9 protein-coding genes are annotated in these 17,723 nt (G+C 40.5%); 7 read left to right on the plus strand and 2 right to left on the minus strand.

What is annotated here, in order from left to right:
• The first annotated feature begins 71 nt into the window (after positions 1-71).
• From purL to RCC89_13140, 4 genes are all read left to right on the plus strand, one after another.
• Positions 72-3,749 (plus strand): phosphoribosylformylglycinamidine synthase, encoded by a 3,678-nt coding sequence (gene purL / locus RCC89_13125; protein ID WMJ74099.1) that lies wholly within the window; start codon positions 72-74, stop codon positions 3,747-3,749.
• 759 nt (positions 3,750-4,508) lie between these two features.
• A complete protein-coding gene (locus RCC89_13130) occupies positions 4,509-7,082 on the plus strand; it encodes a DEAD/DEAH box helicase family protein (GenBank protein WMJ74100.1) in 2,574 nt (857 codons plus the stop codon).
• 201 nt (positions 7,083-7,283) lie between these two features.
• Positions 7,284-8,264, plus strand: a complete 981-nt coding sequence (locus RCC89_13135; protein ID WMJ74101.1) for an ATP-binding protein — start codon at positions 7,284-7,286, stop codon at positions 8,262-8,264.
• Positions 8,265-8,267: 3 nt separating this feature from the next.
• Positions 8,268-10,769 carry a S8 family peptidase gene (locus RCC89_13140; protein WMJ74102.1) on the plus strand — a complete coding sequence of 834 codons (2,502 nt, stop codon included), beginning with the start codon at positions 8,268-8,270 and terminating at the stop codon, positions 10,767-10,769.
• Positions 10,770-10,785: 16 nt separating this feature from the next.
• Here the strand turns inward: RCC89_13140 and RCC89_13145 are convergent, their stop codons facing one another.
• Positions 10,786-11,112, minus strand: coding sequence for a hypothetical protein (locus RCC89_13145; protein WMJ74103.1), 327 nt, complete (start codon positions 11,110-11,112; stop codon positions 10,786-10,788).
• A 191-nt stretch (positions 11,113-11,303) separates the two neighbouring features.
• Positions 11,304-12,842: a reverse transcriptase domain-containing protein gene (locus RCC89_13150; protein WMJ74104.1), complete on the minus strand. Its 1,539-nt coding sequence runs from the start codon at positions 12,840-12,842 to the stop codon at positions 11,304-11,306.
• Between the two features lie 481 nt (positions 12,843-13,323).
• On the opposite strand from RCC89_13150, the gene RCC89_13155 reads away from it, so the two are divergent.
• From RCC89_13155 to RCC89_13165, 3 genes are read left to right on the plus strand one after another with little or no spacing between them, the layout of a single operon-like run.
• A complete protein-coding gene (locus tag RCC89_13155) occupies positions 13,324-15,726 on the plus strand; it encodes a class I SAM-dependent DNA methyltransferase (GenBank protein ID WMJ74105.1) in 2,403 nt (800 codons plus the stop codon).
• Positions 15,719-17,023, plus strand: coding sequence for a restriction endonuclease subunit S (locus RCC89_13160; GenBank protein WMJ74106.1), 1,305 nt, complete (start codon positions 15,719-15,721; stop codon positions 17,021-17,023). The genes RCC89_13155 and RCC89_13160 overlap by 8 nt, the downstream gene beginning before the upstream one ends.
• Positions 17,024-17,028: 5 nt before the next feature.
• Positions 17,029-17,706, plus strand: a complete 678-nt coding sequence (locus RCC89_13165) for a hypothetical protein (protein WMJ74107.1) — start codon at positions 17,029-17,031, stop codon at positions 17,704-17,706.
• Positions 17,707-17,723 lie beyond the last annotated feature (17 nt).

The following is a 17,723-nucleotide window of genomic DNA, read 5'->3' on the forward strand; positions in this document are numbered from 1 at the left end:
TCCACTTACCGACAACTCAATTTTCAGTTTTTGAAATTTATACCGTACCTTTGGGACTTGAAAAAAATACCATGATCCGTTTCTTTTTTAGTCAATCAAATAAAGTTTTTGCGGTACAAATCCAGCAAGAACTGAACCCTACAGATATTTCAAAGTTAGAATGGCTTTTCGGTGAGGCCAAGTTAAAGCAAGAAAGCTCCTTGAGTGGATTTTTTGTAGGCCCTCGTGCTTCCATGGTTACCCCCTGGAGTACCAATGCCGTTGAGATAACCCAAAACATGGCTATTGAGGGAATTGCCAGAATCGAAGAATTTAAAATAGTAGAAAAGGGGTACAAAGACTTTGATCCGATGCTTTCTCAAAAGTACAACGGACTTGATCAAAATATTTTTACTATTAATATCAAGCCCGAACCTGTTATACCTATAACAGACATTGCGGCTTATAACAAACAAGAAGGCTTATCGCTTAGCGAAGAGGAAGTAGCGTACCTTGACAAACTTTCCGAAAGACTGGGCAGGCCTTTGACAGACTCAGAAGTATTTGGTTTTTCACAGGTAAACTCGGAGCACTGCCGGCATAAGATCTTCAATGGAAAGTTCATTATTGATGGCGAAGAAAAACAAAGTTCTTTGTTCAAGCTTATCCGGAAAACATCAGAAACCAACCCTAACGATATTGTTTCTGCTTATAAAGACAATGTAGCATTTATTAAAGGCCCTACCGTTCAACAGTTTGCCCCCAAACGTGCCGACGAGCCGGATTTTTATCAGGTAAGCGACTTTGAATCTGTTATTTCCATAAAAGCTGAAACCCATAACTTCCCTACAACCGTCGAGCCCTTTAATGGTGCGGCCACAGGTTCAGGAGGGGAGATCAGAGACAGACTAGCAGGCGGTCAAGGTGCACTTCCTTTAGCTGGAACAGCTGTTTACATGACCGCTTTATCTCGTTTGGAAAAAGACCGTCCTTGGGAGAAAGCCACACAGGAAAGAAAGTGGCTTTATCAAACCCCTATGGACATCCTTATCAAGGCTTCCAATGGTGCTACAGATTTCGGAAATAAATTTGGACAGCCGTTGATTACAGGTTCGGTCCTCACTTTTGAGCACGACGAAAAAGCTGATTCACTTCCATCTCCAAGAAAGCTGGGATATGACAAAGTGATCATGCTTGCCGGGGGCGTAGGATATGGAAAAGCCAGTCAGGCGCAGAAAAAGAAACCCAAAACCGGAGATAAAATCGTCATTCTTGGCGGTGACAACTATAGAATCGGAATGGGTGGCGCAGCCGTTTCTTCGGCAGATACCGGTGAGCATGGAACCGGTATTGAGTTAAATGCCATCCAGCGTTCGAATCCAGAGATGCAGAAACGTGCCGCCAATGCCATTAGAGGAATGGTGGAGCATGAAAATAATACCATTGTGTCTATTCATGACCATGGTGCCGGCGGACACCTTAACTGTCTTTCTGAATTGGTAGAAGAAACCGGAGGCAAAATAGATCTTGACAAACTGCCAGTAGGCGACCCGACACTTTCTGCCAAAGAAATTATCGGCAACGAATCGCAAGAACGTATGGGTTTGGTGATAGGAGAGAAGGACATTGAGACCTTGAAGAAAATCGCCGAACGTGAACGCTCGCCTATGTATACGGTAGGAGATGTGACCGGCGACCACCGCTTTACCTTTGAGTCTTCTACAAGTGGAGAGAAGCCAATGGATTTGGAGCTGGGCGATATGTTCGGCAGCTCCCCTAAAATGGTCATGACCGATAAGTCTGTAGAAAGGACTTACCAAGCGGTAACTTATGATAAAAACCAACTTCAGTCTTACTTGGAACAGGTGCTGCAATTAGAAGCAGTGGCCTGTAAAGACTGGCTTACCAATAAAGTAGACCGTTGCGTGGGCGGACGCGTGGCTAAACAACAATGTGCAGGACCGCTTCAATTGCCTTTAAACAATTGTGGTGTAATGGCCATTGATTTTCAAGGCAAAGAAGGTATTGCCACCTCGGTAGGACATGCCCCAATTTCGGCCCTTATAGACCCGGCAGCCGGTAGTCGCAATGCCATTGGCGAATCACTGTCAAATATTGTTTGGGCGCCTTTGAAAGATGGCCTAAAAAGCGTTTCCCTTTCGGCCAACTGGATGTGGGCCTGCAAAAACGAAGGTGAAGACGCTCGATTATATAAAGCCGTAGAAGCTTGCTCTGACTTTGCCATTGCCTTGGGTATCAATATCCCAACCGGCAAAGACTCGCTATCTATGAAGCAAAAATATAAAGAAGAGGATGTAATAGCGCCGGGAACGGTTATCATTTCCGCAGGTGCCAATTGCAGTGATGTTCGTAAAGTGGTGGAGCCTGTATTGCAGAAAGATGGGGGTAATATTTACTATATCAACCTGTCAAACGATGCTTATAAACTTGGCGGGTCTTCTTTTGCGCAGGTGGTCAACAAAATCGGAAATGAAACACCTGACATTACCAATGCCGACCAATTTAAAAACGCTTTTAATACACTTCAACAGTTAATTAAGGAAGGTAAGATAGAGGCAGGACATGATATCGGCAGCGGTGGCTTGATTACTACTTTATTGGAAATGTGCTTTGCCGACAACAACTTGGGGGCAAAACTAGACTTAACATCACTTGGTGAGCCGGATACTGTAAAGGTACTTTTTGCTGAAAATATTGGCGTGGTATTCCAGGCTCCAGCAGAGGTAGAAGCTACATTGAAAGCCAATGGGGTTATTTTCCATAAAATAGGAGCTAGCACTTCTAAAGCCACTTTGGAATTGAAAAACGGCTCGGATGCCTACAATTTTGACATACCTCAATTAAGAGACACTTGGTATAAGACATCGTACCTTTTAGATATCAAGCAAAGCGGGGCTGTAAGTGCCAAGGAGCGTTTTGACAACTATAAAAAGCACGACCTTATCTACAAATTCCCGGAAGGTTTTGATGGTAAAAAGCCTGTTATAGATCCTGCCAAACCAAGGATCAAAGCTGCCATCATCCGTGAAAAGGGAAGCAATTCCGAACGGGAAATGGCCAATGCCATGTATATGGCCGGGTTTGATGTAAAGGACGTGCACATGACAGACCTGATTTCCGGCAGGGAGACTTTAGAGGATATTCAGTTTATTGGCGCAGTAGGAGGGTTTTCTAACTCCGACGTGTTAGGATCGGCCAAAGGTTGGGCGGGCGCATTTATGTACAATGACAAAGCCAAAACAGCCTTGGAAAACTTCTTCGAACGCGACGATACATTGTCGGTCGGTATCTGTAACGGTTGTCAACTATTCATAGAGTTGGGTCTCATCAACATGGATCATGACAAGAAGCCTAAAATGCTTCACAACGTGAGTCAAAAACACGAAAGTATTTTCACCTCCCTAACCATCAGTGAAAACAAATCAGTGATGCTTTCCAACCTTGCCGGGTGTACCTTGGGCGTTTGGGTGTCGCACGGAGAAGGCCGTTTTAGCATGCCACAAACAGAAGACAAATATCAGATCGTAGCCAAATATGCCTACGAAACCTATCCGCATTGCCCTAACGGTTCAGACTATAATACCGCTATGTTGTGCGACGACACAGGCCGCCACCTGGTCATGATGCCACACATTGAACGTTCACTGTTACAATGGCAATGGGCACATTATCCAAAAGGCCGCCAAGACGAAGTGTCGCCATGGATGGAGGCATTTGTCAATGCAAGGAAATGGTTGGAGAAGATATAAATGAACATTAGCCACGTTTGATGATCCAATGATTCAATTAATGATATACCTTATGCAGAATTAATTGGGTGACTATACCTGAAAAATAAAATGACAGCCCGTGCCGGACCCGTTCCGGCATCTGTCAAAAGTTGGCAGAAAAGTGGTTTTTCAAAAGACGTTTTCCACAAATACTGCTATTCACCAACAGACCCCGCAACAGGTGCGGGGAGAGAGCAAAAGGTTTATTTTTTCTGCGATATTTTACCGTAAGTAAAACTATTTTGGTGACTCTCCCTGATAAACAAAAATAACAGCCCGTGCCGGACCCATTCCGGCATCTGTTAGACACTGGCAGAAAAGTGGTTTTCTAAAAGATGTATTCTATGGATACTGCTACCTTCCACCAGACAGCATTCTGCCCATTCTCCAATCCCGAGAGTTCTGATTCTGACATTGCCTTCTGTCTGAATCAGGATTTTCAGAACTTCTTAATTTTCAGGATGAAAAAGGAGTAGCCTTTTAAGAACTGCTGGATTGAACAAGAACCAGTCTGGTTGCCCCAACATCCAAAATTCTGTTCATTCTATCATCCTGAGAATTCTGATTCTGACATAGGCGGGGTGCTGAACTGCTGTACATGGAATGTGAGGAGGTGAGGGGAGTTTATCTTCCGGAAGTGCTTTATTATTGCAATAAATGCCGGTTTGGTGTAGATTTAAAAGTTGCCTGTTTAAACATGCTTTTTGATTTTTCTTTCAACTAATTATTTAAAACATTATGAAAAAAGTCCTTTTTTGTCGCGTTGGATGGTGTAAATATTATGACGATATAAAAGATAAAGGAAAAAGGCCCATAGGTGGAGGAAGTTATAATAAAGATGAGGTAGGTCATGAGGTTTATAGTTTTAAACCTGAGAAGGGTATCTTATTCGGTTATGTACAACCTTCAATGCAATCATTTTCCAGACGTGAACTAAATCTTGAAAGAATATCTGTAAACTTAAATGATAAAAACCTAATAGAAGATGTACTTGTAATATTCTTTGCTACTTCAATAAGGCAAGGTGCACAGGTAGTTGTTGGTTGGTATAAAGACGCTAGTGTTTACAGAAAATACCAAAAACCCAAAAATCAAAACAACAGAAATGGTTTTACATATAATTTAGTTACTTCTGAAGAAAATGGGGTTTTACTGAACGGTTATGACAGAAAATGGAAGATATCTGATCCACAAAGTAAACAAGGAAGACCCGGTACAAGCAATGTCTTTTATGTCCTGAATGAAAAAGGAGAACCAAGAAAGGGAGCCTGGATTAATGAAATTCTTGAAAAAATAGAAAACTTCTCCGGCGACAATCTTTTGCATGGAGGAGAATATTCTGAAGAAAAATATGACGAACCTGCCAAAACCAACCTTAAAGATACGTATAGGTTTGAAGGAGAATTTTCAGAAAAAGATGCCCATAACATTGCCGGCAAAAACGAGTCTACGGTTTTATCAAAAAATCGCTCTTTGCTTTATGCCGTTGGTGATGACGCCAGAAAACTTACAAATTCAGATCTTTTTCCTGAGGCTGTTTCCTGTCTCTTGAAAAATCCTAAATTGAAGGAGGTTCACCTTCTTTCTTTTGTTACCAATAAAACGTTTTTTGAGCAAGCAGGACTTACTTCATTTATAAAATCAAATCCTGGAAAACTTAAAGTGCTTCTGGCTCCTCCTGCCGGAACGGACCATCTTTTTGCTGTGGAACTGTATAAATTTATGGCTGAAGGATTACTTCAGCTTAAACAAGTAGGCAAGGTTGAATATAGTTGTGGTCTTATGCATAATAAGCTATACAACTTTGTGCTTGCTGATGAAAACTACCTCACAATAACCGGCTCCGCCAATGCCACAGGTGCAGGCATAAACCGGAACATGGAATATTCCGTTGCTTTTACAGGAATTATGGATTCCGAAAAGCTTGCACCGGTCAACTATTTCAATGATTTGTGGGAAAAAAGCGAAGAATTTAATCCTTTAGATTTTTGTGCTATTCCTGAAGGATTTGTTACTCCGCAGACTACCTCTAAAACGCTTTTTAAATATCAGAAAGCGGTTCATAAGAATTTGAATGAAACTTTTCTTCCTGTTTTGCAGGGATATTCTTATCCCAAAACCGGTGCTTTTCTGGTGATGCCCACAGGTTCTGGTAAGACATTTACTATGGTAAAATGGCTTTTTGACCAATTTCTAAAGGAAAAGCATACTACTGCGAGGGTGCTCTGGCTTTCTCACCGTACGGAACTGCTTGAACAGGCAACTCGTGAAATTGAATCCGTAAAATGGAATTCTGAAATAAAAGTAGAGGTGAATCCTGTTTTCCATAACCATTATTTTGGTGAGGAATATTTTAACAAAGGATTTATTATATGCTCTTGTCATAAAGCCTCCGGGAAATATTTTGATATTCTGAAGGCATTAAAGTTTGACCTGATCATTGTAGATGAAAGTCATCGCGCATCTGGTGAAACCGAAATGTACGGAACCATCCTCAGGAAGCTTGAATACAAAGCGCTTATTGGTCTTTCCGCCACGCCTTACAGAGGGGGAGGTGTGGAACAGGAAACGCTGGCAACCCACTTCCATTTAGATAAAAGCCAAAAGAATATACAGCCTTCTGTGGTTGCTTCTGTTACGCTTGAAGATGTTAAAAAAGAAAACCCAAAGATTTTCTCTGAACCGGAGTTTGTTTATGTAGATACCCAAGCCGAAACCATTCTGGGTGAAGATTTTTCAGATTACCTGGATAAGCTAAAGAGCCGTCAGGAAAGAAACAGCTTTATTCTTGAATCTTACATAAACCTAAAAAAGGAAAAGAACTTCCGCTCAGCCTTATTTTTCTGTATTGATTGTGAACATGCCAATCAAATTGCAGAAATGCTCAACGAATGCGGACAAAAGGCTCAGGTTTTTCACATGGGCAAAATCACCAGGGAGGGCTGCCAGCCGGACGTTACCGGAGATTCAATCTCTGATTTCGACCGTTTCCGCATCATTCAGGACTTCCGAACCGGAAAGATTGAGTGCCTGGTTACTGTAGGCCTCTTAACAGAAGGTTTTGACGTGCCTAACATAGATGCCATTTTCCTTACCCGACCAACTTTCAGTACTGTTCTCATGACCCAGATGATAGGCCGCGGTCTTCGTGGACCTGCCGTAGGCGGTTCTGAAAAGTGCCTCATTGTAGACTTTCACGACAAGGTAAAATACCACCAGATAAACCATGAGCTGCAAATTAAGAGGGCAACGAGGGAACTGGTTTTTGAGGAAGTGCAGGAAGAGGATGTCGTGGATGTGTATGGGGATTAACCAAACTTTGGTTTATAGGGTGGGTAGAAAAAAAATTTGTAAAGCTATATCATTGCTTTGCAGATCAGTGAATTGTAATTTTTTTTTACTCCAAAGGTTGGTAGAAGGGTGGGTAGAAAAGTCTTTATTTTTGTTAATGTTTAACGTATCTTTACCCAAAGAAACTTTGCAGTTTCATTAAAAGTTATAAAGTAAAAGTTAATGGCAGCCGCAGATCAGATAAAAAGCCTTATTAAATCCTTTGGAGAAGGGGATGAATCAAGATTTTTTGCTACTGCAATGCAAATCGCGGCCTCCGAAGCAAGACAAGGGCATACTACCTTTGCTCAGGAACTAAAAAACCTTATTGAAAAAGCTAAAAAGGAACGTTCCTTATCTTTCCTTGACAACGGAAAGACCATTCCTATTTCCAGGCCTAAACGGGAACTCAATGAGCTAATTGAAATTTTTAATCCCAAAATCAGGCTTGCTGATATGGTATTGGATAAGCAGGTGAGGGATTCATTAAACAGGGTTGTTGTAGAATACCGGAAAACAGACCTGCTTAGACAACATAACCTAAGTCCCAGACGGAAACTTTTACTGACAGGCCTGCCGGGCTGTGGAAAGACGATGACGGCTCAGGCTTTGGCCGGTGAACTTGGTCTTCCGGTTTTTATTATCAGGTTGGATGGCTTAATCTCCAAATTTATGGGAGAGTCCATTGCAAAGCTTAGAATGATTTTTGAAGCAATGGAAGAACACCGGGGTGTTTACTTGTTTGATGAATTTGATTCTATTGGTTCACACAGGGATCAGGGACAGGATGTTGGTGAAATCAAAAGAGTACTCAATAGTTTTCTGATAAATATTGAGAAAGACCAAAGCAACAGTATTGTTATTGCTGCTACTAATTTACCCGACTCTCTGGATAAGGCACTCTTCAGGAGGTTTGATGATATTATTTCTTATCCTTTACCTAACAAGGACGATATCAAAGCTCTGTTGAAAAAACATCTTTCGGGCTTTACCTTATCAGAAAAAAGTGCGCTTGATAAGGTGAGTAAAGAAGCTCAGGGGTTAAGTTATTCAGATATTGTAAGGGCTTGCGAAGAGGCTATCAAGGAGATGATAATTTTAGATGAAGACAGTATTTCAGTCGAGTCCTTGCTGACTTTGTTGAAGAAGCGTAAAAGTTTTTAGTAAATGCCCCCTAAACCTACCTTCCGGCATATAAAAATAGATGGCTATTATCAGGTAGATGATTATAAAAGCCCTAAAATGGGCAATTCGCCTCCGGTTAAAGTTCATACCAACAGACGGTCGCATGGAAATAAGTTGCTTCGGCATCTGAATATAATACAGCAACAATTTGAAGCACTAAAAGGTGGTCCGCTCGCTGAAGGTATAGTTCAGGATGATGCTATTTATGTTGAATTTGTTTCTGAGCTTAACTTTGAACCAGCTTTTAATAGTTTTGAAAGCAATGCTGCTCAACCTAAATACCGGCTACTCTCGATTAAAAAGGAAAAACATGGCGAAGACATAAGGTATCGTACCAATGTGATGCTTACAGAAGGTGGTATTAGTCATTTTTATAAAAAAATTAATGAATATATCTCTGAAAATGTTGAGCGCAACGGGGAGCAAACAGAAACGCCGAAGAACAACAAACTGGTAAGTAATATTGAAGCCATTAAGCTCGCTACTTTAGAGGCTTTTTGGATGGAACCAGACAAAGTTCCTTTTCCGGAGAAAGATGAAATTGTCTGGTGGGAAGTATGGTTTCGGAAAAAAGCAGGAGACACGGCTCAGGAAGCTGACAAAGAAAAGATTACCCGTCAGCTTAGGTCAATCGGGGCAGAGGTGGCAAGTCATGAAATCAACTTTCCGGAGCACTTTGTGAAACTTGTAAAAGCCACCGCTCAACAATTATACAATTCTGTTTACTTGTTAGACAATCTTGCGGAACTAAGAAAGCCAAAGGAAACGGCTGACTTTTTTCAAAACCTAAATTATTCTGAACGGGAAAGTGCTGTTCAGGAGCTGTTAAGTCGGGTAAGAAGTCATGTAAATGAAGAAAGTGTTGCCGTTTGTATTTTGGATACCGGCATTCAGAGACTGCATCCTTTATTGAAAGATTTTCTTAGCGAAGATGCTTTATACAGCTACAACTATGATTGGGGTATCCATGATAGTATAGGCCATGGGACTGGTATGGCCGGTCTTGTTCTTTACGGGGATCTGACCGAAGCTCTGGCTGCTAATAACAGCATCGATATTTATCATTGTATAGAATCTTATAAGCTTATCAATCACCAGATTCCGCATAAGCCTGAATTATATGGTGCCGTTACAATTGAAGCCGTAAATACTCCTGTTATCAATGCTCCGGAACGACCACGTATTTTCTGCATGGCTGTTACTGATAAAGATGAAGCCTTATATGGTCGGCCATCTTCCTGGTCTGCCGCTTTAGATAGTATTGTCTTTGGAAATGAGGGCTCAGACCAACAGTTGTTTTTTGTTTCTGCCGGGAATGTTCATATACAAAAGGCTGAGGATTATACTGATAAAAATGTTTATGAATCTGTTCATGATCCGGCTCAGGCTTTCAATGCAATTACAGTCGGCGCCTATACAGAAATGGACTGCTTTGACTCTGAAGAATTTCCGGGAACCCAACTTTTAGCCCCTAAAGGAGGAATGGGAGCATCAAACTCTTCTTCTATAATCTGGGAAAATGACTGGCCCATTAAACCTGAAGTGGTTATGGAAGGAGGTAATTTACTTAAGCAGGATGATGACATTATAACTGCGCATTCACTTCGTTTGCTCACCACTAATAATAACTCCTTAAATACGCCTTTTCAAACTTTCGGTGACACCAGTGGTGCTACGGCGCTGGCATCAAACTTTGCAGCTTTATTAAAAAATCAATATCCTGATCTTTGGCCTGAAACAATAAGGGGTTTAATGGTTCATTCAGCTGACTGGACGCCACAGATGCTTCAGGGAAGAACGCTCAAAGAATTTTCTACGCTTCCGGTTATTGAAAAACGTAACCTGCTGAGATCATTTGGCTATGGAGTTCCTGATTTAGACAAAGCTTTATACAGCGCTGGTAGTTCCCTTACTTTAATTGCTGAGCGTACTTTAAAACCTTTTAGAAAACAAGGTTCTGACATCAAATACGATGAAGTTCACTTTTTTGAGTTTCCCTGGCCGGTGGATGTGCTTCAGGATTATCTGACTGACGCAGATGTTAAACTCAATGTTACCTTATCATATTATATTGAGCCAAATCCTGGAAGCCGAACCTACAGTAATAATTTTAGTTACAGATCACATGGTTTACGGTTTAATGTTATTAAACCAGGAGAAGATAAAGATACATTCCTAAAAAGAATCAATAAGAATGCACGGGAGGAAGGGGAAAAGGGATTTACATCGGAAGACTGGATTATAAAGGAACAAAGCAGGAATAGTGGTTCTATCCACCGTGATTTCTGGATTGGCTCTGGTGCTGATTTATCAACCAGAAACTGTATAGCTGTTTATCCTGTCTCAGGTTGGTACAAAACACGCAAAAAACTTCAGAAATACGATACTGCTGTAAGATATAGTCTGATTGTAACCATAGAGGCTCCTGAAGTTGATGTTGATATTTATACTCCTGTGGCTAATACAGTTGCTATTACCACATAAAAGGAACTGTCTTTATTTAATCCATCTCCTCCATACAAATCTTAATCACATAATCCAAAAGATCTGCAACACCTTCTTGCTCTAATCTTTCATCTACAGATTCAAGGATACCTTTTAGATCCTCTTTAGTAGAAGACTCAGCTTTACTTATCAGTTCTGAAAGAATCAATTTTATAGCATTAATTCCTTCAGTTGTTGGTTCGGGAACCATATTCTCACCGTAAAAATCTGAATATGCAATACGACCGGCACCACCATACTTAACACAATCAAAAGCAAAACAGGAAAGTCCTTCGTATCTTAAAGCATAATTTGGATCATCATAAAATTGTATATATGCCATATTTAAATATAATAGAAAAATAGTATTACTACCTTTTAGTATTCAGTTTTATTGATTAGCTCTTTCAATTTCTGCCAGCTTCCAATAGTAAAAGCATCAAACTCCGCTTTACTTAATACGGTACAGGAAGCTAAAAAGGAGTGTAGGGTATAGTTTCTATAAATGCTTTTTAGCTTATAAGCTTTTTGGATTTAAAGAGAAGCATTTATCAAACCATGAAATACCTTCCAGTGCCTTCTGATTTGAGATTTTATTTTGTTATCAGGTATATTATTAGCCGCTTTAATGGCATATCTTAAGTAATTCCCCCAGTCGTCTTTTTTGGTTTTCTGCCATTTATTTGTTGTGCCTGGAACCCTTTTGTAAATTTTCCTTCTTTTTGCTCCTAAGAAAGTAAATCTCTTGTATAGCCTTGATTTAAAAAGTTCTCCATTTGTGGAGTTGTTAATTCTACTTGAATAATACTTCCCTCTTCTTACGCTCCTTTTCATCTTCCGGTAAAAGCTTGCCAGGCTGGCTGACTTTAAATATGTGTAATGCCCGTCAAAGGAAAAACCTAAATAGTCAAACATGGTGTTTGTGAGAAGTTTTTTAGTACAGGCGTTTTTTTCATAACACATATACCTGCCGCCCTTCTTTATGAAATGAAAAATTTGTGTTTTATTACAGTTTACTTCTAATTCAACCTCTTTTATTAGCTTCTCTACAAAAGAAATAATTTGCTGCTCATAGGCAGGTTCGCAAACAACTACAATATCATCTGAATATCTTCTATATAATCCTCCAATACCTGAAATGAAATCAGAAACTGCTTTGTCAAACTCATAAAGGTAGATGTTAGCAAGAACAGCACTAATAGGAGAGCCCTGCGGAATGCCTTTTTTCCTAAGCACTTTGTTCCCATTTTCATCTGTTATATACCTATCCTTTTTATCCTTTTCATATTTATTGCTTTTGATATAGTTTTTCTCTCTAAGAATATCTATTTCTTTGGATTGGCAAAAAGCAACAGCCTTATTCTCTTTAAGGTATTTACGCTTGTTGACTTTTTTTCTCTTTATGTTATTGGCAGCGTCCTTTACTATAATGCTCGACTTGAATTCATTAAATATTTCTCTTTCATATACATATGAAAATTTAGTGATGTTGCGGAAAACGTTGTAATGATCACAAGGTAAGTCGGTGCCGGATTTAATAACCTCTCTCCAGGCTACCTTCAATTTTTTGTGGCTCAGATTGTCAAAAAAGCTACAAATGTCAAAGGCAATGGCAATAAGCTCTTGCTTGCCACTATTCTTTATATACTGGAATACTTCACTTGCAAAATCAATATTGCACTTATTCCCAGCCTTTAGATTATCAGGGTCTTTAGGGATTTTTCTGTAAGCTGTTACGCATTCTTTAATTCCTGCATCGCTCAGATAGCTCTCATAACTTTCCTGAATTAAGGAGGAATAGTATCCGTATATACAAGCATCAATGTGGTTGGCGTAATATATTGGACGGGTTTTATCTCCGGAAACTCTAAGCTCTGAACGGGAGCCATCCTGAAATTTTTCTTTTCGGAACTTTCTAACCGTTATGGGATTAAAAATGAAAGGAGAGAAGCTATGTTGGGAAACTCTTTTTTTATCCTTCACAAGTTTTTCTACCCACGGCCTGTCTGCATGGGTGAGGGGCTCACCAATATGCGGATAGCCTTTTATTTTAAACCAGTCTTTTTTAATCATAATAAAAAAGTGAGAAAAGTAGCTGTCGGAGCAACCTTGACCGGCACATGCTAAACCAATAAGCTAAAGCTTATCGCCCCTCTTTGTGGAAATATTCTTCATAACTTTAAACATAATAATAAACTTTATCATGAAAGCAATCAGAACCAGAACATTCACTATTAGATATATATTACTAACAGCAATTCAACAGGCATTCTCTCTTTATCTGGGAGAAACTTGTTTTCTTGAAATGTCCAACCTTATCAACGTATGTCTTGATAAGCAACTCAGAAAAAAACGTAACCAATCGGTATTACAACTACCTTCTCACATAGCTTAAAATTAGACATTAAATTGTCTTTTACCAATGTTAGTTCATTATTATTTACTTATAATTTATTGTTAGAAAGCACATTGTAACAATTGTTACCTTTCCCTTCCATTTCCGTCTCTTAATGTCTAATTTTAAAATCCTTTAGAATTAAGAATTTTTCCCTATATGACCCAAAAAGTTACCCTTTCCAGACTTGAAAATTTACTTAAAGATGCCTGTGACATCCTGCGGGGAAATATGGATGCCTCTGAATTTAAGGAGCATATATTTGGTATGCTGTTCCTGAAAAGGCTCAGCGACAAGTTTGATGAAGACCGTGCAAGGCTGAAGGAGGAATATACCCAAAAAGGACTTTCTGAGGATTTGATTGCCCGGCAGCTGGAAAATCCGGCCAAATATGACTTCTATGTTCCGGAGCGGGCACGGTGGGCAAATATCCGCCACCTGAAAAAAGATGTGGGCTCGGCCCTCAACAAGGCACTCACCGAACTGGAGGAGGCCAATACCAGCACCTTACAGGATGTGCTTAAAAGCATTAACTATAACAAAAAGGTAGGACAAAAGGCCATCAGTGATGAAAAACTGGTGGAGTTTATCCAGCACTTTGAATTGATTCCCCTGCGCAACGAGGATTTTGAGTTTCCTGACCTCATGGGGGCTGCTTACGAATACCTTATCAAGTACTTTGCCGACAGTGCGGGCAAAAAAGGCGGGGAGTTCTATACACCTACCGAGGTGGTAAACCTGCTTACGACGCTGATTGAGCCACAGGAGGGCATGAGCATCTATGACCCTACCGTTGGTTCCGGAGGTATGCTTATACAGTCATGGGATTATGTGGCGCGGACGGGTGGCAACATCCGCGACCTGTCGCTGTACGGACAGGAAAGCAACGGTACCACCTGGTCTCTGTGCCGTATGAACATGCTCCTGCATGGCATTTACTCTGCCGACATCCGGCATGAGGATACGCTGAAGGAACCGCAGCACCTGGAGGCAAATGGCGAACTGAAGCGTTTTGACAGGGTGATTGCCAATCCGCCCTTTTCGCAGAACTACAGCCTCAAAGAGCTGAAGTTCAAAGACCGTTTCCGGGTATTTATGCCCGACAATGGTAAAAAGGCCGATTTTATGTTTGTGCAGCACATGGTTTCCGTGCTGAAGGCCAATGGCCGGATGGCGGTGATTATGCCGCACGGGGTGCTGTTCCGTGGCGGACAGGAAAAAGAGGCGCGGCAGTACCTGCTACAGGAGGGTTTGCTGGAAGCGGTAATAGGCCTGCCACCGGGACTGTTTTACGGTACGGGCATTCCGGCTTCTGTGCTGTTGATAAACAAGGAAGGTGCCGCACAGCGGAAAGAGGTGCTGTTTGTCAATGCCGACCGGGAGTACAAAGAAGGCAAAAACCAGAACAAGCTGCGGCCGGAGGACATTGCCAAAATCAGCTATGTGTACCGCCATAAACTACCGGTGGAAAAATACGCGCGGCTGGTAAGTCTGGAGGAAATAGAGAAGGAGGAGTACAACCTGAACATACGCCGCTATGTGGACAATGCCCCAGAACCGGAGCCGCACGACGTGACGGCACATCTCTATGGTGGCATTCCGGAGGCGGAAGTGGAGGCGCTGGACTTTTATTTCAGGAATTTTGACGGCGTGAGGGCGCTCCTGTTCCGGCCATATAAAAAGGATTACCTGCAATTTACCGGAGCCGTAACAGGCAAAGAGAATATCAGGGAACTGCTGGAAAACAGCGGGGAGATAAACAAAAAGCTGCAGGACTACCGCGACATCATTGCCGCCTGGTGGGAGAAAAACCTGCCGGAGCTCAGGGGCATGGACAGCAAGAAGAAGGTTTATGAACTCTACAACCGCTTTACCGACGACATTACCAAGGCCCTTTTGCCGCTCAGTCTGCTTGACCAGTTCAGGCTGCGGGGTGCTTTTGCTTCTTTCTGGAACCACGACATTATCCTCAGTGACCTGAAATCTGTGGCTGCCAGCGGATGGGGTGCTGCCCTGATTCCTGAGGAGGAAATCCTGCAGTCTCAGTTTCCCGAACTGCTGGAAAAACATGAAACCAACATGAACCGCATTGCCGAACTGGAAGCTTTGTTTGCCGAGGCAGAAGGGGAAGATTATGACTATGAGGAAAGCGAGAGCGGCGTGCTTTCTAAGAAAGATTTGAAAAACCTGAAGGACAAACTGAAAAAAGACAAGAACAACAAAAAACTACAGGAACAGATAGAAAAGCACGAAGCCCTTGCAAAAGAGCTGAAACATCTGAAAACAGAGGTAAAAGCCCTTGACAAACGCAAAGCCGAACTGGTGGAAGTGGCAAGGCAGAAAATCTCTAAAGAGGAGGCCGAGGAACTGATACTTGCCCGCTGGAAAAACACCTTGCTGGATACCTTTGACGGATATCTGAAACAACACGTGCAGGCCTTTGTAGCGGCGGTGGAAAACCTGTACGGCAAGTACAGCATTACCCTGAAGCAGCTGGAAACAGAACGGGATGAGGAAAAAGCAATGTTGGACAAGTTTTTAATGGAGTTGGGGTATGAGTAGAAAAGTTAAATTATTTGAAGTAGCAGATATTTTCCCAAGCAATGTTGATAAGGTAATACATAAAGAGGAATTACCTGTGAAGCTTTGTAATTACATGGATGTATACAACAATAGATATATTCATTCCAGAATAATTTTCTCTGATGGCTCTGTTAATGCATCTGAACTTGTAAAATTTCAACTCATCAAGAATGACGTTTTAATAACAAAAGATTCTGAAACTCCTGATGACATTGCGGTACCTTCAGTAATAACTGAGGATATTGATAATTTAGTTTGTGGTTATCATTTAGCTTTAATAAGGCCATTTAATTGTCATGGGGAGTTCTTAATGCACTACCTGCTGCTTGATGATATAAAAAAGCAATTCAGCAATAAAGCAAACGGAAGTACCCGCTATGGTTTAACTTTAGATTCAATAAGAAATATTTCTTTAAATCTTCCCCCTCTCCCCATACAGCGGAAGATAGCGCAGATACTGAGTACGGTTGACGGGCAGATAGAGAAAACAGAAGCGATAATAGAGAAATATAAAGCCATAAAACAAGGCCTTTTGCAGGACTTGTTTACCCGTGGCATAGATGTCAACACCGGCAAACTCCGCCCCGCCTACAAAGACGCCCCGCATTTGTATAAGGATTCTCCCCTGGGCATGGTGCCGAAGGAGTGGGAGGTGGTGAGGTTGGAGAAGGTTTTAGAAAAAGTTGGTAGTGGTAAAACTCCTTTAGGAGGAAGTGAAGTTTACCAAGAAAGTGGTGTTTTGTTTATTAGGAGTCAGAATGTTCTTGTCAATGAGTTATCATTAGAAGATGTAGCATTTATTTCTGAAGCAATAGACACTAATATGGCAAGTACAAGAGTAAAACCATATGATGTTTTGCTTAATATTACCGGTGCATCAATAGGTAGAGCAACATATTTTCCATTAGATTTAAAAGTGGCAAATGTAAATCAGCATGTTTGTATACTAAGGCCATTTTATCCATCCTTTGAATTGGCTTTATTTTTAAGTGAATACTTAAATGATTATCAAGGTCAGTCACAAATTTTCAAACTAATTGCAGGAGGAAACCGGGAAGGGTTGAATTTTCAACAAATTAAGGCGATGCATTTCATTGTTCCCAAACACGAAGAAATGATATTAATTATTAATAGAATGACTGCTCTGAACAAGCTGCTAAAATCTGAACTTTCAACTTTGACGAAACTTTTGCATGTGAAACAAGGCCTCATGTCCGATTTATTAAGCGGTAGGAAAGAGGTAAAAGTGGAAGGAAAATTAGAAGTGAAAATATAGTTCATATGGCCAAAACCATAAAAGTTTTTTGGAATGAGAACCTTGAAGGGTACATTCGGGCGGAAGAAATAAAAGGACAATACTGTAAAGTTTACCCATTATTAAGTCCTATTGCAAAAAGTTATTCAGGATACAGGTTAATTCTAAAAGATTTAGAGGTTGTTAAAAAGGTTCTAGCTGAGTTGAGAGGTTTAAAAATGGTTGAGACATCATCAATTGTTAAACAAAGCTTATCTTTTTACGCTGTTATAACTTATGGAAAATGTTTCTCGGAAGCAAAAGGAAGAGGTTGTCAATTAAATAAAAAAGATGCGTTAAAGTATTGTTCTTTAGAAATTAAAGAAGAACATGATTTAATAATTGACCAAAGAAATAAATATGTAGCTCATGGAGAATTAAAAGGTTATGAACAAAATCCAGTTGTTGCATATTTAAGTCCTGATTTAAATAATAAAAAAATTATTAAAATCCAAGATAATCTAATGAGTTTAGTTGATATTGAATCTCAATTATCAAACTTTGATATACTAATAGAGTGTGTTATTCAATATGTAAAAGAAAAATGTGATAAAGTAGGCAATAAGTTAAGAGAAGAACTTTTAAAAGAAAGTTTAGAAGTAATTTATAATAACTCAATAACTGTTTCTTCAGATGACCTTATAGAAGTTAAGGTATCTCAATAAAGCATTTGTTTATATTG

The sequence above is a fragment of the Cytophagaceae bacterium ABcell3 genome, from assembly GCA_030913385.1.
Lineage (GTDB): Bacteria > Bacteroidota > Bacteroidia > Cytophagales > Cytophagaceae > ABcell3.